Source organism: Paraburkholderia sp. CI3 (assembly GCF_050436505.1).
Lineage (GTDB): Bacteria > Pseudomonadota > Gammaproteobacteria > Burkholderiales > Burkholderiaceae > Paraburkholderia > Paraburkholderia tuberum.
This window is the reverse complement of the sequence record NZ_JBNDMI010000004.1, coordinates 2,752,819-2,772,363: the sequence shown is the minus strand read 5'-3', so window position 1 is coordinate 2,772,363 and position 19,545 is coordinate 2,752,819. Positions and strand designations below refer to the sequence as shown.

Sequence of the window (19,545 nt, the reverse complement as noted above, 5' to 3'; positions counted from 1 at the left end):
ACATCCAGTGCGCGGGTTGCGATCTGTTCAGACCATCGTCTACCTGGCCGGCGCGCTGCCGAGACCATGCTCGACCATGCCGACCACCTGCTCGGCGAACTCGCGATAGCCCATCCGGCCGTCCGGCTTGAGCCACGTGAAGGTCCAGTTGATCATGCCGAACACCATCATCGTCAGCGCGGTCTGGTTGTCGCGTGTCGCGCGTTCGGGATAGGCGCGCACGAGCTGCCGCGCGAAGGCGGCGACTACGTCGCGCTGACGGTTCAGGATGATCTCGCGCTGCGAATCGACCAGATACTTGACATCGTTCAGCAGCGCGACGTGCCGGCTGTGCGACGTCTCATACTCGGACAGGAACGCGCGGATCAGCTCCGCGAAGGTTTCTCGCTCGCTCAGTTCGCGCCGCTGGCTCGATCCTTCGACCTCGGCGATGATCAGCATCAGGCGCTTCGTGTAGCGATCGAGCAGATCGAACAGGATTGCTTCCTTGCTCTCGTAATAGTGATAGAGGCGCGCTTTCGAGGTGCCGCTCGCCGCGGCAAGATCGGCCATCGAGGTGCTTGGATAGCTGGTCTGCGCGAACTTCGCGGCGGCCAGTTCGAGAATCTGCTCGCGTTGGGTTTCGTGGTCGGGGGCTCGGGTGCGGGCCATATTCGTCTGTTCTTATCTTATTGGGGTGAGCAGGGGGCGGATGCCGCGCGCAGTTCGAGCGAGCGCCATTCGTTCGCATCGCCGCGCAGGCGGACGCGCCGCAGCGCCGCGAGTTCGCGCATGCGCCACAGCACGATGCTGTCGCTGACGAGGAACCACAACCCGGCGGTCATCACATAGGCGGCGACGCGCGCGGCGGGCTGCCAGTCGTCGGTTGCGCGGTCGAGGATCAGCGCGTCGATTTCGGCAACGCTGCCGCTCGTGAAGGTGTTGTCACGCCAGCGCCGCGTCTCGCCGTTCGCCTGTTTGACCTCCTGCCATTCGAGCGCGAGCCGGCTGATGCGCAGCACGGAAATCGGGGCGGCGTCCGGCAGGTGTGTCTGCAATACGTCCGGCGCAAACATGCCGACCGATGTCGCGCGATCCTTGCGGGTATGCGCCCACGCTTGCGGATCGGTGAGGTCGGCGATCGACAGACGCACTTCGTTCAAACGCTGCGGGCTGTTGCGCACCAGATAGCAGACGCGGCGTAGCATCAGTTGATCGGACGCGCTTTCGGCGTGCCACACCACGAGATTCGCGGTGCTGCTGGCGAGGCCGTCGAGCACCGCGGCCTGTTCGCGGAACTCGCGCACGAAGTCGCGTTGCGTGTCGGCGCTGACGCGTTCCCAGAAGTCGGCGCGCACGTGCGCAGAGTCGTCGACGCCGCGTAACGGGCCGACCGCCAGATCGTCCCGCAGCGGCTGCACGCGATCGTCGCGGCCCGCCTGGTCCAGCGCGGTACGCAGCGACTCGGCGGCGACATCGCCGTTGGTGAGGTGAATCGTGCTCATGGGCAAGGGCTTGCAGTGACGTCAGCAGCTGTAACAAAAAGAGGCCGCTCGCCGACTGGAACCCGATGTCCCGATCGATGAGCGGCCCCTAGTTTAAGCGGATCGCGAAACGGCCGAAAGCGGTGGCGGACGTCGCGGGAGGGCAGTCCGTACCTAGGCCACGAAAGCACTCGACTCAACGTTCGTCGTAACTGACGACGACCTTGTCGCTAACCGGATGACACTGACACGTCAGCACGAACCCGTCGCGGACCTCGTGTTCTTCGAGCGTGTAGTTCTTTTCCATCTTCACTTCGCCCTCGAGCACCTTCGCGCGACAGGTGCAGCACACGCCGCCCTTGCACGCATACGGCAGCGCGAGACCGGCGCGCAGCCCGACGTCGAGCACGCTCGTGCCCTGATACGGCAGGCGCAGCTTGCGGCGCTTGCCGTCGAGCACGATTTCGAGCTCGGCCGCGGGGGTGTCCGCGGTGATCTCGACGGGCGGCACGCCCGCCTGCGGCAGCGGCGTGCCGAAGCGCTCGACGTGCACCTTCGCGGGCGGCACGCCGGCTGCCTTGAGCGCGGCCTCGGCTGCATCCATCATCGGCGCGGGGCCGCAGATGAACGCTTCGTCGATCGCGTCGGCCGGCAGCAGCTGCTCGATGAACGCCGCGCATTTTTCCTGATCGAGCACGCCGTTAAACAGTTCGACGTCCTGCAGGTCGTCCGACAGCACGTGATACAGCACGAAGCGGTTCATGAAGCGGTTCTTCAGATCCTCGAGCTCCTCGGCGAACATGATCTGGTCGACGCTGCGGTTGCCGTAGACGAGCGTGAAGGTGCTGCGCGGCTCGACTTCGAGCGTCGTCTTGATGATCGCGAGCACCGGCGTGATGCCCGAGCCGCCCGAGAACGCGAGGTACTGCTGCCCCTGTTCCGCGTTCAGGTGCGTGAAGAAACGGCCGTCGGGCGTCATCACGTCGATCGTGTGTCCCGGCTGCAGCGTGTCGAACGCGAAGTTCGAGAAACGCCCGCCGCGCACGCGCTTGATGCCGATGCGCAACTCGCCGTCGCGATCGTAGTCGGTGACGCCCACGCAGATCGAATACGAACGGCGCGTTTCCTCACCGTCGATATGCGTCTTCAGCGTGACGAACTGGCCCTGCGTGAAGCGATAGTGGTCGCGCAGTTCGGGCGGGACTTCGAAGGCGACCGAGACCGCATCGGCGGTTTCGGGGCGCACTTCGCGGATACGCAGCGGATGGAATTGCGGGGTGGCCATATCAGTACGGTTTGAAGTAGTCGAAGGGTTCGCGGCAGTCGAGGCAGCGATACAGGGCCTTGCAGGCGGTCGAGCCGAATTGCGCGAGCCGCTCGGTGTGCGCCGAGCCGCAGCGTGGGCAGCCTGGGGCCGGCAGCGCGCGCGGCACGAAGCGCAGGACTTTCTCCTGCGGCGCCGCTTGCGCGTGGGCGGCCGCGCCGCAGTTGCCCGTCGGCGGCGCGATGCCGTAGACGCGCAGTTTTTCGCGGGCTTCGGCCGTGATCCAGTCGGTGGTCCACGCCGGCGCGAGCACGGTGGCGACGCGGTAGGGCGTGAGCTGCGCGGCCTCGAGCGCACGGCCGATGTCTTCGGCAATCTGCGACATCGCCGGGCAGCCCGAGTAGGTCGGCGTGATCACGACTTCGAGCGCGCCGTCCGCGGCGCGTCGCACGTCGCGCAGGATGCCGAGCTCACGGATCGACACCACCGGGATCTCCGGGTCGGGTACCGCTTCGAGCACGGTCCATGCGCGGGTGAGCGCGGGATCGGGCGTGGCGGTCGTGGCAGCGGCGGCGTTCGCGGGCTGCGGGGCGGTCGAGGTCGTCATCGCGTACTCACCAGCTGGCGCCCGGATGCTGGCGCGCGAGGCTCTGCATTTGCGCGAGCACGAAACCCATGTGCTCCGAATGCTCGCCGTGCTTGCCCGTGCTCACGTGCCGCAGCGCCGCGGGCAGCGTCAGCGTGGCCTGGCCGAGCGTGGCGCGCACGTCGTCGAGCCACGCGGCTTCCAGCGCCGAGGTGCGCGGGCCGATGCCGGCCGCGGCGACCGCGTCTTCCACCGCGTCCGCACTGAAGAACTCGTAGGTGTACGGCATCAGGTAGTCGAGCGCGGCCTGCGCGCGACGGTGCGATTCGTCGGTGCCGTCGCCGAAACGGATCAGCCACTCGCTCGCGTGATGCACGTGGTACTGCGTTTCCTTGATCGACTTCGCGGCGATCGCGGCGAGCTGCCCGTCGCTGGAGCCCGTCAGCGCACCCCACAGATGCATCATCAGCGTCGCGTACAGGAAGTTGCGCACGATCGTGACCGCGTAATCCTTCCCGGCCTGCGCGGTGCCGGCGAGCGGCCCGTAATGCGGCAGCTCGGCGAGCGTGTAGTTCGCGAATTCGCGCTCGGCGCGGAAGTACGCGTAGTCGTCTTCGCTGCGCTGACGGCCGGTAAGCGGCGCTTCGAGCGCGGCCGCGTGCGTGTACAGCAGGCGCGCCTGGCCGATCAGGTCGAGGCTCATGTTCGACAGCGCGATGTCCTCTTCGAGGATTGGGCCGTGGCCGCACCACTCGGTGTTGCGCTGACCGAGGATCAGCGCAGTATCCGCGAGGCGCAGCACGTACTGGAGATGTTCGGGCGTAATGGGCGTAATGGGCGTAGTGGACGTAGTGGTCATGGCCGCGCTTACATGTGGTTGACTTCGTCGGGGAGCGTGTAGAACGTCGGGTGGCGATAGATCTTGTCGCCCGCCGGTTCGAACAGCTCGGCCTTCTCGTGCGGCGCCGAGGCCGTGATCGCCGAGGACGGCACCACCCAGATGCTCACGCCTTCCTGGCGGCGCGTGTAGACGTCGCGCGCCATGCGCAGCGCCATCGGCGCGTCGGCGGCATGCAGACTGCCGCAGTGTTTATGGTCGAGTCCCTGCTTGCTGCGCACGAACACTTCCCAAATCGGCCATTCCTTGTTCATTGCTGATCTCCTGATTCCTTTGATGTGCGGTGCCACTCAGGCGGCGTGCTGTTGCGCGCGCTGGCGCTGCTTTTCCGCGTGGGCGAGCGCGGCTTCGCGTACCCAGGCGCCGTCTTCATGGGCCTTCACGCGGGTCGCGAGGCGCTCGCGGTTGCACGGGCCGTCGCCATTGACGACGCGCCAGAACTCTTCCCAGTCGATGTCGCCGTAGTCGTAGTGACCGCGCGCCTCGTTCCATTTGAGGTCCGCGTCGGGCAGCGTGACGCCGAGCACCTTCGCCTGCTCGACGGTCGCATCGACGAATTTCTGGCGCAGGTCGTCGTTGGTGATGCGCTTGATGCCCCATCTGGCCGACTGGTTGCTGTGGACCGAATCCTTGTCGCTCGGGCCGAACATCATCAGCACCGGCCACCACCAGCGGTTCACCGCCTGCTGGACCAGCTCGCGCTGCGCCTCGGTGCCGGCCATCATCGCGAGCAGCGCGTCGAAGCCCTGGCGCTGATGGAACGACTCTTCCTTGCAGATGCGGATCATCGCGCGGGCGTACGGGCCGTACGTGCAGCGGCATAGCGGGATCTGGTTCATGATCGCCGCGCCGTCGACGAGCCAGCCGATCACGCCGACGTCGGCCCAGGTGGGTGTCGGGTAGTTGAAGATGCTCGAATACTTGGCCTTGCCCGCGTGCAGCGCGTCGATCAACTGCTCGCGCGAGACACCGAGCGTTTCGGCGGCGCTATACAGATAGAGGCCGTGGCCGGCTTCGTCCTGCACCTTGGCGATCAGGATCGCCTTGCGCTTGAGGCTCGGCGCGCGCGTGATCCAGTTGCCCTCGGGCAGCATGCCGACGATCTCCGAGTGCGCATGCTGCGAGATCTGCCGCACCAGCGTTTTGCGGTACGCGTCGGGCATCCAGTCCTGCGGCTCGATCTTGCCGTCGGCGCTCATGACCGCGTCGAAGCGAGCCTGTTGTTCGGGCGAATTCGCGTCCGCGTCCAGCGGGGCGACGTTGCCGGGGATATCGAGGGATTGGGTGTACATGAGGGACGCTCTCTCTGGAGGAGTGGTCTGTGTCGGCGTAGTATAAACCAACCGACCGGTCGGTTAATAAATTTTTTGTGAAGAGACGTTGGGGCTGATAGCTCATTGAGGGCGTCGAAGCATGCATGCTGGTTTGCCCGGTTTCGACGGGCCGGCGCTTCATGACCGGCCGTCACCCCGCGCCGACACTTACCGGTAAAATTGCGAATTGGCCGCGATTTGCGGCCCACTCGCGTCTCCGGTACTCATGTTACGTCTAAGCGAAATCAAACTCCCGCTCGATCATCCCGAAAGCGCCCTCGAAGCCGCCATCCGTGCGCGCCTCATGGAACTCGGCGTGGCGCGGGACGGGCTCATCCGATACACCGTGTTTCGCCGCGCGCACGACGCGCGCAAGCGCGCCGACATCAAGCTCACCTACATCGTCGATGTCGAGGTCAAGGATGAAGGGGCCGCGCTGAAACGGCTCGCCGACGTGCCGCATTGCGGCGTGACGCCCGACATGAGCTACAAGTTCGTCGCCGAAGCGCCCGCCCAACTGAGCACGCAGCGTCCGGTCGTCATCGGCATGGGGCCGTGCGGACTGTTCGCGGGCCTGATCCTCGCGCAGATGGGCTTCCGGCCGATCATCCTCGAGCGCGGCAAGGCCGTACGTGAGCGCACCAAGGACACGTTTGGCCTGTGGCGCAAATCGGTGCTGAATCCCGAGTCGAACGTGCAGTTCGGTGAAGGTGGCGCGGGCACGTTTTCGGACGGCAAGCTCTACAGCCAGATCAAGGACCCGAAACACTACGGCCGCAAGGTGCTCGACGAATTCGTGCGGGCCGGTGCGCCGGAGGACATCCTGTACCTGAGCCGGCCGCATATCGGCACGTTTCGTCTCGTCAGCATGGTCGAGAAGATGCGCGCGAGCATCCACGAGTTGGGCGGCGAAGTGCGCTTCGAAACGCGTGTCGAGGACATCGACATCGACAACGGCCAGGTGCGCGGGCTGAAGCTGTCGACCGGCGAGACGCTGCGCTGCGACCACGTTGTGCTGGCGGTCGGCCATAGCGCACGCGATACCTTCCAGATGCTGTACGACCGCGGCGTTCACGTCGAGGCGAAGCCGTTTTCGCTCGGTTTTCGGATCGAGCATCCGCAAGGGATCATCGATCGGAGCCGTTTTGGGAAATTTGCCGGTCACAAACAGCTCGGCGCAGCCGACTACAAGGTGGTGCACCACTGCAGCAACGGGCGAGCGGTTTATAGCTTCTGCATGTGTCCCGGCGGCACCGTGGTGGCGGCCACGTCCGAGCTGGGGCGCGTCGTCACGAACGGCATGAGCCAGTACTCGCGCGCGGAGCGCAACGCGAACGCGGGCATCGTGGTCGGCATTACGCCAGACGACTACCCGGGCGGGCCGCTCGCCGGCATCGCGTTCCAGCGCAAGTGGGAGGAGCGGGCGTTCGAGCTCGGTGGCGGTAACTATATGGCTCCAGGGCAGTTGGTCGGCGACTTCATCGCGGGGCGGCCGTCCACTTCACTCGGCTCGGTCGTTCCGTCATACAAGCCGGGCGTGCGGCCAACCGATCTCAGCACCGCGCTGCCCGACTACGCGATCGAAGCGATTCGCGAAGCGCTGCCGCAGATGGAGAAGAAAATCGCCGGTTTCGCGATGCATGATGCGGTGCTGACCGGCGTTGAAACGCGAACTTCGTCGCCGGTACGCGTGCGTCGCGGCGACGACTACCAGAGTGTCAACGTCAACGGGCTGTATCCGGCGGGCGAGGGTGCGGGGTATGCGGGCGGGATCTACTCGGCGGCAATCGACGGAATCGAGGTCGCCGAAGCGGTCGCGCTGAAGATCATGAGCCAGCAAACGGCGTGAGTCCGAGCCGGCACAGCCGCCGGGCGCCGGGGTAAGCGGACCTGCCGGCGATTGCCGGCGATTGCCGCGTCGTTCGGGCACAATGCGCGTTTCGCCTCGAACCGATCCTCCGAATGACCATTCGCACCTTGGCTGCCGCATGCGGCGCGGCGCTGCTCGCCCAATTTGCCCCGTTTGTCGTTTCCTCGAGTGCGTTCGCTGCCGAAGCGTCCGAGCATTGGGTCGCCGTTTGGGCGACCGCGCTGCAACCGATTCCACAGCGGGCCGAGTTGCCACCGCTGTATCGCGCGCCGGAAGTCGCCGGGCGCACCGTTCGGCAAATCATGTATCCGACGTTGTCGGGGAGGGTGGCGCGAATTCATCTGAGCAATGCGTACGGCAAGACGCCTCTCGTCATCGACGAACTGCGCATCGCGCGCTCCGCCGGTGGCGCGGCAGCAGTCGAGGGCGCCGGCAGTCGGGTGACGTTTGGCGGTAAGGGCGCGGTCAGCGTTCCGCCTGGCGGCGAGGTGGACAGCGATCCGGTCGCGATCGATGTCGTCGAGGGCGCGCCATATGCGATCAGTGCGTTCGTGGGACCGGAGCAGCGGATCGTCGCATGGCACCGAGTGTCGAATCAGGTGAATTATGTGTCCGGGCCCGGCAATCACACCACCGACACGTCCGCCACGGCGTTTCCCGGCCGCTTCACGCAATATGTGTGGGTCACGGGTTTGTCGGTGGAGGCGGCGGCACCGTCGCTTGCCGTGGCCGCGATCGGCGACTCGATCACCGACGGCATGCGCTCCACCCTCAACCAGAACCGTCGCTGGCCGGATGCGCTGGCTCGGCGGCTGGCGGCGAGCGGCGCGCAGTCGACCGCGATCGTGAATCTCGGCATCAGCGGCAACCGGCTCCTGAGCGACTCGCCTTGCTATGGCGACGCGCTTGCGAGCCGCTTCGAGCGCGACGTTTTGCGACGTCCAGGCGTCAAAGCGGCGATCCTGCTGATTGGCATCAACGACATCAACTTTGCGGCAATGCCGCCTCATGGCGGGCTCGACTGCGATTTTCCTCATACGTCGGTCACGGCTGCCGATCTGATCGCCGGTTACCAGCGAGTGATCGCGGCCGCGCGGCGCAACGGTGTCAAGATGTTCGGCGCGACGCTGACGCCGGCGTCGCTGCCACCGGAGCGGGAAAACATCCGACTCGCGGTTAATCAGTGGATCCGGACTAGTCGTGCTTTCGATGGCGTCGTCGACTTCGACGCGGCGTTGCGCGATCGGGCGCAGCCGGAGCGTCTGCAGCGCGCTTTCGATAGCGGCGATCACATCCATCCTAGCGACGCGGGCTACGCGGCTATGGCCGCTGCAGTTCCTGTCGAGGTCGTGGTGGATGCGACCCGGAAGTGAGCGGCAACTTTTTTAAGCGAAAGCAAAAACGGGTATTGACGATCCGACGGAAGTTCTCCATAATCTCGCTTCTCTGCTGCAGACGCAGCGACGCAAACGAAGCAGTGCCGGGTAGTGGTGGTTCAGGTGGTTCAGGCGCGGCGGGTTTGGCGGACCGATCTTTAAAAACTAACAGTCGATAAGTGTGGGCGCTTGATGCGGAATGCGGCGGCGGATTCTCCGGAATCTGCTGTCAGGCAGAAGTATCAGAAGCCTCACACAGTATTAGAGGAAGGTTTGTCTGTCGAAAGACGGATCAATCATCGTCAGTACGTTGAGTGAGCGACCGGGTTCGAGAGAGCCCGAACACAGTAACAGGTTTGAACTGAAGAGTTTGATCCTGGCTCAGATTGAACGCTGGCGGCATGCCTTACACATGCAAGTCGAACGGCAGCACGGACTTCGGTCTGGTGGCGAGTGGCGAACGGGTGAGTAATACATCGGAACGTGTCCTGGAGTGGGGGATAGCCCGGCGAAAGCCGGATTAATACCGCATACGCTCGGGAGAGGAAAGCGGGGGATCTTTCGGGACCTCGCGCTCAAGGGGCGGCCGATGGCAGATTAGGTAGTTGGTGGGGTAAAGGCCTACCAAGCCGACGATCTGTAGCTGGTCTGAGAGGACGACCAGCCACACTGGGACTGAGACACGGCCCAGACTCCTACGGGAGGCAGCAGTGGGGAATTTTGGACAATGGGCGCAAGCCTGATCCAGCAATGCCGCGTGTGTGAAGAAGGCCTTCGGGTTGTAAAGCACTTTTGTCCGGAAAGAAAACCTCGTGGCTAATATCCGTGAGGGATGACGGTACCGGAAGAATAAGCACCGGCTAACTACGTGCCAGCAGCCGCGGTAATACGTAGGGTGCGAGCGTTAATCGGAATTACTGGGCGTAAAGCGTGCGCAGGCGGTGCTGTAAGACCGATGTGAAATCCCCGGGCTTAACCTGGGAACTGCATTGGTGACTGCAGCGCTGGAGTATGGCAGAGGGGGGTGGAATTCCACGTGTAGCAGTGAAATGCGTAGAGATGTGGAGGAACACCGATGGCGAAGGCAGCCCCCTGGGCCAATACTGACGCTCATGCACGAAAGCGTGGGGAGCAAACAGGATTAGATACCCTGGTAGTCCACGCCCTAAACGATGTCAACTGGTTGTCGGGCCTTCATTGGCTTGGTAACGTAGCTAACGCGTGAAGTTGACCGCCTGGGGAGTACGGTCGCAAGATTAAAACTCAAAGGAATTGACGGGGACCCGCACAAGCGGTGGATGATGTGGATTAATTCGATGCAACGCGAAAAACCTTACCTACCCTTGACATGTATGGAATCCTGCCGAGAGGCGGGAGTGCCCGAAAGGGAGCCATAACACAGGTGCTGCATGGCTGTCGTCAGCTCGTGTCGTGAGATGTTGGGTTAAGTCCCGCAACGAGCGCAACCCTTGTCCCTAGTTGCTACGCAAGAGCACTCCAGGGAGACTGCCGGTGACAAACCGGAGGAAGGTGGGGATGACGTCAAGTCCTCATGGCCCTTATGGGTAGGGCTTCACACGTCATACAATGGTCGGAACAGAGGGTTGCCAAGCCGCGAGGTGGAGCCAATCCCAGAAAACCGATCGTAGTCCGGATCGCACTCTGCAACTCGGGTGCGTGAAGCTGGAATCGCTAGTAATCGCGGATCAGCATGCCGCGGTGAATACGTTCCCGGGTCTTGTACACACCGCCCGTCACACCATGGGAGTGGGTTTTACCAGAAGTGGCTAGTCTAACCGCAAGGAGGACGGTCACCACGGTAGGATTCATGACTGGGGTGAAGTCGTAACAAGGTAGCCGTATCGGAAGGTGCGGCTGGATCACCTCCTTTCCAGAGCTGTGCATTCATTGCACTCAAGTGCTCACGCTTATCGGCTGTGGTTAGAAGCAACGCAGACAGACTTCAGGGGTCTGTAGCTCAGCCGGTTAGAGCACCGTCTTGATAAGGCGGGGGTCGATGGTTCGAATCCATCCAGACCCACCACGGTCTTGTCTGGTGAGCTGAAGGGCTGGGGCCGCTGGAATATCTGTGGGACTGGGGGATTAGCTCAGCTGGGAGAGCACCTGCTTTGCAAGCAGGGGGTCGTCGGTTCGATCCCGTCATCCTCCACCAATCCTCAATGCGCAGGGTTCTGCATGAAGGCAGAGCGTTGCGCATTGGCGATTGAGCCAGTCAGAGCGGTATGAGGCACAGGCTTCATACCGGCTGCCGTTCTTTAACAATCAGGAAGAAGTAGTAAAGAGATTCACGAAAGGCGCCTGGAGATGGGTGCCGAGTAGGTGAATCAGGGTTGTGATTGTATCGATGTATTTTAAAGGTGATCGAAAGATTGCCTTGGAATACGGCGCAACACGAATACTCAACCTGTAGCGAGTGCGTCTATCCCCTCCGGGGATGGGACCCACGTAAGCGCTAAAGCGCTAACGTGGGTCGACACAGAGACACACCCGTTATAGGGTCAAGCGAACAAGTGCATGTGGTGGATGCCTTGGCGATCACAGGCGATGAAGGACGCGGTAGCCTGCGAAAAGCTCCGGGGAGCTGGCAAACGAGCATTGATCCGGAGATGTCCGAATGGGGAAACCCACTCCTAATGGAGTATCCGTAGCTGAATCCATAGGCTACGTGAAGCGAACGCGGTGAACTGAAACATCTAAGTAACCGCAGGAAAAGAAATCAACCGAGATTCCCAGAGTAGTGGCGAGCGAAATGGGATCAGCCGGTACACGTTATCCGTATTGTTAGTCGAACGCTCTGGAAAGTGCGGCCATAGCAGGTGATAGCCCTGTAGACGAAAACAGCATGGAAGAACTGGGTGTACGAGAAGTAGGGCGGGACACGTGAAATCCTGTCTGAAGATGGGGGGACCATCCTCCAAGGCTAAATACTCGTGATCGACCGATAGTGAACCAGTACCGTGAGGGAAAGGCGAAAAGAACCCCGGGAGGGGAGTGAAACAGATCCTGAAACCGCATGCATACAAACAGTCGGAGCCCCGCTTTAAGCGCTTTCGGCGCATTCATGAAATGAATGCGTCAAAAGACATCAAGTCTGAAACATGACCACTGCGCGCTTGAAGTGGATTTAAGCGCGAGAGCGCTTAAAGCGGGGTGACGGCGTACCTTTTGTATAATGGGTCAGCGACTTACATTCAGTGGCGAGCTTAACCGATTAGGGCAGGCGTAGCGAAAGCGAGTCCGAACAGGGCGTCCAGTCGCTGGGTGTAGACCCGAAACCAGGTGATCTATCCATGGCCAGGTTGAAGGCACGGTAACACGTGCTGGAGGACCGAACCCACTAACGTTGAAAAGTTAGGGGATGAGCTGTGGATAGGGGTGAAAGGCTAAACAAACCTGGAAATAGCTGGTTCTCTCCGAAAACTATTTAGGTAGTGCCTCGTGTGTCACCTTCGGGGGTAGAGCACTGTCATGGTTGTGGGGTCCATTGCGGATTACTACGCCATAGCAAACTCCGAATACCGAAGAGTGCAATCACGGGAGACAGACATCGGGTGCTAACGTCCGGTGTCAAGAGGGAAACAACCCAGACCGCCAGCTAAGGTCCCCAAATATGGCTAAGTGGGAAACGAAGTGGGAAGGCTAAAACAGTCAGGAGGTTGGCTTAGAAGCAGCCACCCTTTAAAGAAAGCGTAATAGCTCACTGATCGAGTCGTCCTGCGCGGAAGATGTAACGGGGCTAAGCCATATACCGAAGCTGCGGATGCACAGTAATGTGCATGGTAGGAGAGCGTTCCGTAAGCCTGCGAAGGTGCACTGGAAAGTGTGCTGGAGGTATCGGAAGTGCGAATGCTGACATGAGTAGCGATAAAGGGGGTGAAAGGCCCCCTCGCCGTAAGCCCAAGGTTTCCTACGCAACGTTCATCGGCGTAGGGTGAGTCGGCCCCTAAGGCGAGGCAGAAATGCGTAGCTGATGGGAAGCAGATTAATATTTCTGCACCATTGTGAAATGCGATGGGGGGACGGATCGCGGAAGGTTGTCCGGGTGTTGGAAGTCCCGGTCCTTGCATTGGAGAAGGCGCTTTGGCAAATCCGGGCGCGCAATTCAAGGGTGCGAGGCGAGTCGCCTAGGCGACGAAGCAACTGGAAGGGGTTCCAGGAAAAGCCTCTAAGCTTCAGTTTCACAGTGACCGTACCGCAAACCGACACAGGTGGGCGAGATGAGTATTCTAAGGCGCTTGAGAGAACTCGGGAGAAGGAACTCGGCAAATTGGTACCGTAACTTCGGGATAAGGTACGCCCTCATAGCCTGACTGGCCTGCGCCAGAAGGGTGAAAGGGTTGCAATAAACTGGTGGCTGCGACTGTTTAATAAAAACACAGCACTCTGCAAACACGAAAGTGGACGTATAGGGTGTGACGCCTGCCCGGTGCCGGAAGATTAAATGATGGGGTGCAAGCTCCTGATTGAAGTCCCGGTAAACGGCGGCCGTAACTATAACGGTCCTAAGGTAGCGAAATTCCTTGTCGGGTAAGTTCCGACCTGCACGAATGGCGTAACGATGGCCACACTGTCTCCTCCCGAGACTCAGCGAAGTTGAAGTGTTTGTGATGATGCAATCTCCCCGCGGCTAGACGGAAAGACCCCATGAACCTTTACTGTAGCTTTGCATTGGACTTTGAACCGGTCTGTGTAGGATAGGTGGGAGGCTATGAAGTTGGGACGCCAGTCTCAATGGAGCCGTCCTTGAAATACCACCCTGATCTGTTTGAGGTTCTAACCTTGGCCCGTGATCCGGGTCGGGGACAGTGCATGGTAGGCAGTTTGACTGGGGCGGTCTCCTCCCAAAGTGTAACGGAGGAGTACGAAGGTACGCTAGGTACGGTCGGAAATCGTGCTGATAGTGCAATGGCATAAGCGTGCTTGACTGTGAGACTGACAAGTCGAACAGGTGCGAAAGCAGGTCATAGTGATCCGGTGGTTCTGTATGGAAGGGCCATCGCTCAACGGATAAAAGGTACTCTGGGGATAACAGGCTGATACCGCCCAAGAGTTCATATCGACGGCGGTGTTTGGCACCTCGATGTCGGCTCATCTCATCCTGGGGCTGTAGCCGGTCCCAAGGGTATGGCTGTTCGCCATTTAAAGAGGTACGTGAGCTGGGTTTAAAACGTCGTGAGACAGTTTGGTCCCTATCTGCCGTGGGCGCTGGATATTTGAAGGGGGCTGCTCCTAGTACGAGAGGACCGGAGTGGACGAACCTCTGGTGTACCGGTTGTCACGCCAGTGGCATCGCCGGGTAGCTATGTTCGGAAGAGATAACCGCTGAAAGCATCTAAGCGGGAAACTCGCCTTAAGATGAGATATCCCCGGGGCTTCGAGCCCCTTGAAGGGTCGTTCAAGACCAGGACGTTGATAGGTCAGGTGTGCACGTACAGTAATGTACTGAGCTAACTGATACTAATTGCCCGTAAGGCTTGATCCTATAACAGGTGTGTCTCGACCCGCGTTAGTGCTTGAGCACTGACGCCGGTCCGATCCCCGAAGGGGATTGGTGTGAACTCCCGCGGGAGCTAACAGAAACGCACGGTTGGGATTCAGTGTTGTGCCAGAAACAACACAACCCCCCCACACTCGAATCCTTTACGCTTCTTCCCGATTGGCTGTGGCGCAAGCGGTTGACTCCAGCCCTGCGACGCAGCAACCCGTCATGCCTGATGACCATAGCGAGTCGGTCCCACCCCTTCCCATCCCGAACAGGACCGTGAAACGACTCCACGCCGATGATAGTGCGGATTGCCCGTGTGAAAGTAGGTAATCGTCAGGCTCCTCCCCAGTCAGAAACCCCACCCGCCGCGGTGGGGTTTCTGCGTTTACGGACGGCTAACAGCCAATCACTATATAAGTGAGAGCGTTGGGATCGGAACGGTCAAGCAGCCCTTGACAAAGAGACATTGTTCCCCCATAATCGTTAGTTCTCTGCGGAGGGGTGCCCGAGTGGCTAAAGGGGGCAGACTGTAAATCTGTTGGCTTACGCCTACGTTGGTTCGAATCCAACCTCCTCCACCAGAATGCAAGATGTAGCAGTTGTTGGGAATCCATGATCCTTGCGGGTGTAGCTCAATGGTAGAGCAGGAGCCTTCCAAGCTTACGACGAGGGTTCGATTCCCTTCACCCGCTCCAGCAACACAGAGGTAGCGCCCATGTGGCTCAGTGGTAGAGCACTCCCTTGGTAAGGGAGAGGTCGGCAGTTCGATCCTGCCCATGGGCACCAGAAGTAATCGGTGATTGTTTGCGCCCGGCGCAACGTACGGAAAATCCTCTTAGGAGTCGAAAATGGCCAAGGGTAAGTTTGAGCGGACCAAGCCGCACGTGAACGTGGGCACGATCGGTCACGTTGACCACGGCAAGACCACGCTGACGGCGGCGATCACGACGGTCCTGACGCAGAAGTTTGGCGGCGAAGCGAAGGCGTACGACCAGATCGACGCGGCGCCGGAAGAAAAGGCGCGTGGCATTACCATCAATACCGCGCACGTCGAGTACGAAACGGCTAACCGCCACTACGCACACGTCGACTGCCCGGGCCACGCAGACTACGTGAAGAACATGATCACGGGCGCGGCGCAGATGGACGGCGCAATCCTGGTGTGCTCGGCTGCCGACGGCCCGATGCCGCAAACGCGTGAGCACATCCTGCTGGCGCGTCAGGTTGGCGTTCCGTACATCATCGTGTTCCTGAACAAGTGCGACATGGTGGACGACGCCGAGCTGCTGGAACTCGTCGAGATGGAAGTTCGCGAACTTCTGTCGAAGTACGACTTCCCGGGCGACGACACGCCGATCATCAAGGGTTCGGCCAAGCTGGCGCTGGAAGGCGACAAGGGCGAGCTGGGCGAGGTAGCGATCATGAACCTGGCCGATGCGCTGGACACGTACATCCCGACGCCGGAGCGCGCGGTTGACGGTGCGTTCCTGATGCCGGTGGAAGACGTGTTCTCGATCTCGGGTCGCGGCACGGTGGTGACGGGTCGCGTCGAGCGCGGCGTGATCAAGGTTGGCGAGGAAATCGAGATCGTCGGTATCCGCGCAACGGCCAAGACGACCTGCACGGGCGTGGAAATGTTCCGCAAGCTGCTCGACCAGGGTCAGGCAGGCGACAACGTTGGCATCCTGCTGCGCGGCACGAAGCGTGAAGACGTGGAGCGTGGTCAGGTTCTGGCCAAGCCGGGTTCGATCAACCCGCACACGCACTTCACGGCTGAAGTCTACGTGCTGAGCAAGGACGAAGGCGGCCGTCACACGCCGTTCTTCAACAACTACCGTCCGCAGTTCTACTTCCGTACGACGGACGTGACGGGCTCGATCGAGCTGCCGAAGGACAAGGAAATGGTGATGCCGGGCGACAACGTGTCGATCACGGTGAAACTGATCAACCCGATCGCGATGGAAGAAGGTCTGCGCTTCGCAATTCGCGAAGGTGGCCGTACGGTCGGCGCTGGTGTCGTCGCCAAGATCATCGAGTAACGCCAGAGAGTTCTCGATAATCGGTTGTATCGGGGTTGGCGGTGTCGTCAACCCCAAATGGTTTAGGGGTATAGCTCAACTGGCAGAGCGTCGGTCTCCAAAACCGAAGGTTGGGGGTTCGATTCCCTCTGCCCCTGCCAACTATCGCGCCGTAGTGGCGCTTGTTAAGGTGTTATGGCGAATCCTTCCGTCGAAACTGTAAATACATCCGGCGACAAGTTGATGTTGATCGCAGGTGTGTTGCTGGTCTTGGCCGGGTTCGTGGGGTTCTTCTGGCTTAATGGCCAGGAATGGTACATCCGCGGAGCCGCCTTGGCTGTTGGTGCGATCGCGGGTGTCGCAGTCGGTCTTCTCTCGGCGCCTGGCAAGGGTTTCATCGCTTTCGCCAATGACTCATACAAAGAGGTCCGCAAGGTAGTTTGGCCGAGTCGCAAAGAGGCGACCCAAACAACACTCGTGGTCTTCGGCTTCGTAGTCGTGATGGCTATCTTCCTCTGGGTTTGTGATAAATCCATTGAGTGGGCGATTTTCTCGGCGATTCTGGGTTGGAAATGATATGAGTGATACTCCGGCATCCCCGAGCGGCAAACGTTGGTACGTAGTGCACGCATATTCCGGTATGGAGAAGAGCGTGCAACGAGCGCTTCAGGAGCGCATCGAGCGGGCAGGTATGCAGGATCAGTTCGGCCAGATCCTCGTTCCAACGGAAGAGGTTGTTGAGGTAAAGGGCGGTCACAAATCAGTAACCGAACGTCGTTTCTTCCCGGGCTATGTTTTAGTCGAAATGGAAATGACAGACGAAACGTGGCACCTCGTGAAAAATACGGCGAAGGTGACCGGCTTCGTCGGCGGGGCGCGTAATCGGCCGAGCCCGATCTCCCCTCGGGAAGTTGAAAAGATCATGTCGCAGATGCAGGAGGGCGTGGAGAAGCCGCGTCCGAAGACCCTGTTTGAGGTAGGCGAGATGGTGCGCGTGAAAGAAGGCCCGTTCACAGATTTCAACGGCAGCGTCGAAGAAGTGAACTACGAAAAGTCGCGAGTCCGTGTTTCCGTTACAATCTTCGGCCGCGCAACGCCGGTCGAGTTGGAATTCGGCCAAGTCGAAAAGTTGTAGTCTAGATTTTACGGAACGCACCGCTAGGTGCGTTCCGTATTTCGCGCTTACGGTCCGCGTAATGGCCGTTGAGGAGCGTAACTAGCCAGTTTGTCGGCGAACACGCGCTACTACTCACTGAGCGTCCGCCCGTAAGGCGGCGTTCCACAGAGGTTCTCGAAATGGCAAAGAAAATTATCGGCTTTATCAAGCTGCAGATTCCTGCAGGTAAAGCCAACCCGTCGCCGCCGGTTGGTCCGGCACTGGGTCAGCGCGGCCTGAACATCATGGAGTTCTGCAAGGCGTTCAACGCGCAGACTCAAGCGATGGAACCGGGTCTGCCGATTCCTGTCGTGATCACGGCATTCGCGGACAAGAGCTTCACGTTCGTTCTGAAGACGCCGCCGGCTACGGTTCTGATCAAGAAGGCAGCGAAGCTCGACAAGGGTTCGAGCAAGCCGCATACCGACAAGGTGGGCAAGATCACCCGCGCTCAAGCTGAAGATATCGCCAAGACCAAGATGCCCGATCTGACGGCTGCTGATCTGGACGCAGCGGTTCGTACGATCGCTGGTAGCGCCCGCTCGATGGGCATCACCGTGGAGGGCGTGTAAATGGCTAAGCTTTCGAAGCGTCTGCAAGCATTTGCAGCCAAAGTGGATCGTCAGAAGCTGTACCCGATCGAAGACGCTCTGTCGCTCGTGAAGGAATGCGCAAGCGCGAAGTTCGACGAGTCGATCGACGTCGCCGTCCAACTCGGCATTGACGCAAAGAAGTCGGATCAAGTGGTTCGCGGCTCGGTCGTGCTGCCCGCTGGTACCGGTAAGTCGGTCCGCGTCGCTGTGTTCGCGCAGGGCGAAAAGGCTGAGCAGGCTCGTGCCGCTGGTGCTGACGTCGTCGGTATGGAAGACCTGGCCGAACAGGTCAAGGCCGGGAACCTGAACTTCGACATCGTGATCGCTTCGCCGGACACGATGCGTATCGTCGGTACGCTCGGGCAGATTCTCGGCCCGCGTGGCCTGATGCCGAACCCGAAGGTTGGCACGGTCACGCCGGACCTCGCGACCGCGGTCAAGAACGCCAAGGCTGGTCAGGTGCAATTCCGTGTCGACAAGGCCGGCATTATCCACGCAACGATCGGCCGCGCTTCGTTTGAACCGGCAGCACTGCGCAACAACCTGAATGCGCTGATCGAAGCGCTGCAGAAGGCGAAGCCGGCAACGAGCAAGGGCGTGTATCTGCGCAAGGTCGCTCTGTCGAGCACGATGGGTGTTGGTGTTCGTGTCGACCAGACGTCGATCGCTGCCCAGTAATGAATTTCGCCGCTCCGGCGCGAGTTGGGGCGGCTTTTAAGGGCTTTGGGCGGTTGCGAGGTGGCAGTCTCCATCGCGCGACCGGTTGTCAAAGACCGTTGGTGGGCACGCAGCAAGTAGGCGGGTCCTTAATGTAAAGCCAACGCAGATGGCGAACCCGAAAAGGTTTTGTAGTGATGAAGCCGTTGGATGTCTGTAGCGATACGGATTTTTGACGGTCGAAATACTCCTGACTGGTCGGACGCCGTTATTGAATGCGGTACACAAGGCGCACGCTGCGTGTATCGAATCTGGAGGTTAACCGTGCCACTAAACAAAGAAAGCAAGCAGGCCGTCGTCGCTGAGGTTGCCGCGCAAGTCGCGAAAGCTCAGACCGTGGTTCTGGCTGAGTATCGTGGAATCGCGGTTGGCGATCTGACCAAGCTGCGCGCGAAGGCGCGTGAGCAACAGGTTTACCTTCGCGTGTTGAAGAACACACTGGCGCGTCGCGCCGTCGAGGGTACCCCGTTTGCTCCGCTGGCAGAGCAGATGACTGGCCCCCTGATCTACGGCATCTCGGAAGATGCGATTGCTGCTGCTAAGGTCGTCAATGACTTCAGCAAGAGCAATGACAAGTTGGTCATCAAGGCTGGTTCCTACGAAGGCAAGGTGATGGACAAGGCTGGCGTGCAAGCGCTGGCAAGCATCCCGAGCCGCGAAGAACTGCTCTCCAAGCTGTTGTACGTTATGCAGGCACCTGTTTCTGGCTTCGCGCGCGCTCTGGCCGCGCTGGCAGAAAAGAAGCAAGGCGAAGAAGCCGCTGCGTAATGCACTTCAGTCGAGCG

At 60.6% G+C, this 19,545-nt stretch carries 15 protein-coding genes, 6 tRNA genes and 3 rRNA genes; 17 read left to right on the top strand and 7 right to left on the bottom strand.

Going from position 1 to position 19,545, the window contains the following annotated elements:
- Positions 1–39 precede the first annotated feature (39 nt).
- The 7 genes from OKW29_RS34315 to paaA form a co-directional block, all read right to left on the bottom strand.
- Positions 40–651 carry a TetR/AcrR family transcriptional regulator gene (locus tag OKW29_RS34315; protein WP_018418677.1) on the bottom strand — a complete coding sequence of 204 codons (612 nt, stop codon included), beginning with the start codon at positions 649–651 and terminating at the stop codon, positions 40–42.
- A 17-nt stretch (positions 652–668) separates the two neighbouring features.
- Entirely contained in the window at positions 669–1,484 is an 816-nt protein-coding gene (locus OKW29_RS34310) for a DUF1835 domain-containing protein (protein ID WP_429294069.1), read from the bottom strand.
- Positions 1,485–1,659: 175 nt separating this feature from the next.
- The gene (gene paaE / locus OKW29_RS34305; protein WP_184034674.1) at positions 1,660–2,748 is read right to left on the bottom strand and encodes a 1,2-phenylacetyl-CoA epoxidase subunit PaaE; all 1,089 of its coding nucleotides are present in this window, start codon (positions 2,746–2,748) and stop codon (positions 1,660–1,662) included.
- Between the two features lies 1 nt (position 2,749).
- Positions 2,750–3,334: a 1,2-phenylacetyl-CoA epoxidase subunit PaaD gene (paaD, locus tag OKW29_RS34300; protein WP_429294068.1), complete on the bottom strand. Its 585-nt coding sequence runs from the start codon at positions 3,332–3,334 to the stop codon at positions 2,750–2,752.
- Between the two features lie 7 nt (positions 3,335–3,341).
- On the bottom strand, positions 3,342–4,172 hold the full coding sequence (gene paaC / locus OKW29_RS34295; protein WP_429294067.1) for a 1,2-phenylacetyl-CoA epoxidase subunit PaaC: 831 nt from the start codon (positions 4,170–4,172) through the stop codon (positions 3,342–3,344).
- Positions 4,173–4,180: 8 nt separating this feature from the next.
- Entirely contained in the window at positions 4,181–4,465 is a 285-nt protein-coding gene (paaB, locus tag OKW29_RS34290; RefSeq protein ID WP_018418671.1) for a 1,2-phenylacetyl-CoA epoxidase subunit PaaB, read from the bottom strand.
- Positions 4,466–4,501: 36 nt separating this feature from the next.
- Positions 4,502–5,503, bottom strand: coding sequence for a 1,2-phenylacetyl-CoA epoxidase subunit PaaA (paaA, locus tag OKW29_RS34285; protein WP_184056337.1), 1,002 nt, complete (start codon positions 5,501–5,503; stop codon positions 4,502–4,504).
- Positions 5,504–5,750: 247 nt separating this feature from the next.
- On the opposite strand from paaA, the gene OKW29_RS34280 reads away from it, so the two are divergent.
- The 17 genes from OKW29_RS34280 to rplJ all read left to right on the top strand — a co-directional run bounded on the left by OKW29_RS34280 (position 5,751) and on the right by rplJ (position 19,528).
- Entirely contained in the window at positions 5,751–7,373 is a 1,623-nt protein-coding gene (locus OKW29_RS34280; protein WP_429294066.1) for an NAD(P)/FAD-dependent oxidoreductase, read from the top strand.
- 113 nt (positions 7,374–7,486) lie between these two features.
- Positions 7,487–8,767, top strand: coding sequence for an SGNH/GDSL hydrolase family protein (locus OKW29_RS34275; protein ID WP_429294065.1), 1,281 nt, complete (start codon positions 7,487–7,489; stop codon positions 8,765–8,767).
- Between the two features lie 361 nt (positions 8,768–9,128).
- Positions 9,129–10,661: ribosomal RNA gene (locus OKW29_RS34270) — 16S ribosomal RNA — on the top strand.
- A gap of 76 nt (positions 10,662–10,737) precedes the next feature.
- Positions 10,738–10,814 (top strand) — tRNA-Ile (locus tag OKW29_RS34265).
- A 53-nt stretch (positions 10,815–10,867) separates the two neighbouring features.
- Positions 10,868–10,943: transfer RNA gene (locus OKW29_RS34260), tRNA-Ala, on the top strand.
- A 344-nt stretch (positions 10,944–11,287) separates the two neighbouring features.
- Positions 11,288–14,273, top strand: a 23S ribosomal RNA gene (locus OKW29_RS34255).
- Between the two features lie 228 nt (positions 14,274–14,501).
- Positions 14,502–14,615, top strand: a 5S ribosomal RNA gene (gene rrf / locus OKW29_RS34250).
- Together the 16S, 23S and 5S rRNA genes with 5 tRNA genes alongside form the textbook arrangement of a ribosomal RNA operon.
- Positions 14,616–14,771: 156 nt before the next feature.
- A tRNA-Tyr gene (locus OKW29_RS34245) sits at positions 14,772–14,857 on the top strand.
- 40 nt (positions 14,858–14,897) lie between these two features.
- A tRNA-Gly gene (locus OKW29_RS34240) sits at positions 14,898–14,971 on the top strand.
- 16 nt (positions 14,972–14,987) lie between these two features.
- Positions 14,988–15,062, top strand: a tRNA-Thr gene (locus OKW29_RS34235).
- 62 nt (positions 15,063–15,124) lie between these two features.
- Complete coding sequence (tuf, locus tag OKW29_RS34230) at positions 15,125–16,315, top strand: elongation factor Tu (RefSeq protein ID WP_129958904.1); 1,191 nt, start codon at positions 15,125–15,127, stop codon at positions 16,313–16,315.
- A 64-nt stretch (positions 16,316–16,379) separates the two neighbouring features.
- Positions 16,380–16,455, top strand: a tRNA-Trp gene (locus OKW29_RS34225).
- 34 nt (positions 16,456–16,489) lie between these two features.
- Positions 16,490–16,870, top strand: coding sequence for a preprotein translocase subunit SecE (gene secE, locus OKW29_RS34220; RefSeq protein WP_184040841.1), 381 nt, complete (start codon positions 16,490–16,492; stop codon positions 16,868–16,870).
- A gap of 1 nt (position 16,871) precedes the next feature.
- Positions 16,872–17,429 carry a transcription termination/antitermination protein NusG gene (nusG, locus tag OKW29_RS34215; RefSeq protein ID WP_075303275.1) on the top strand — a complete coding sequence of 186 codons (558 nt, stop codon included), beginning with the start codon at positions 16,872–16,874 and terminating at the stop codon, positions 17,427–17,429.
- Positions 17,430–17,590: 161 nt separating this feature from the next.
- Positions 17,591–18,022 carry a 50S ribosomal protein L11 gene (rplK, locus tag OKW29_RS34210; RefSeq protein WP_008922976.1) on the top strand — a complete coding sequence of 144 codons (432 nt, stop codon included), beginning with the start codon at positions 17,591–17,593 and terminating at the stop codon, positions 18,020–18,022.
- Complete coding sequence (gene rplA, locus OKW29_RS34205; protein ID WP_429294064.1) at positions 18,023–18,721, top strand: 50S ribosomal protein L1; 699 nt, start codon at positions 18,023–18,025, stop codon at positions 18,719–18,721.
- A 303-nt stretch (positions 18,722–19,024) separates the two neighbouring features.
- Positions 19,025–19,528 (top strand): 50S ribosomal protein L10, encoded by a 504-nt coding sequence (rplJ, locus tag OKW29_RS34200; protein WP_062129470.1) that lies wholly within the window; start codon positions 19,025–19,027, stop codon positions 19,526–19,528.
- The last annotated feature ends 17 nt before the right edge of the window (positions 19,529–19,545 follow it).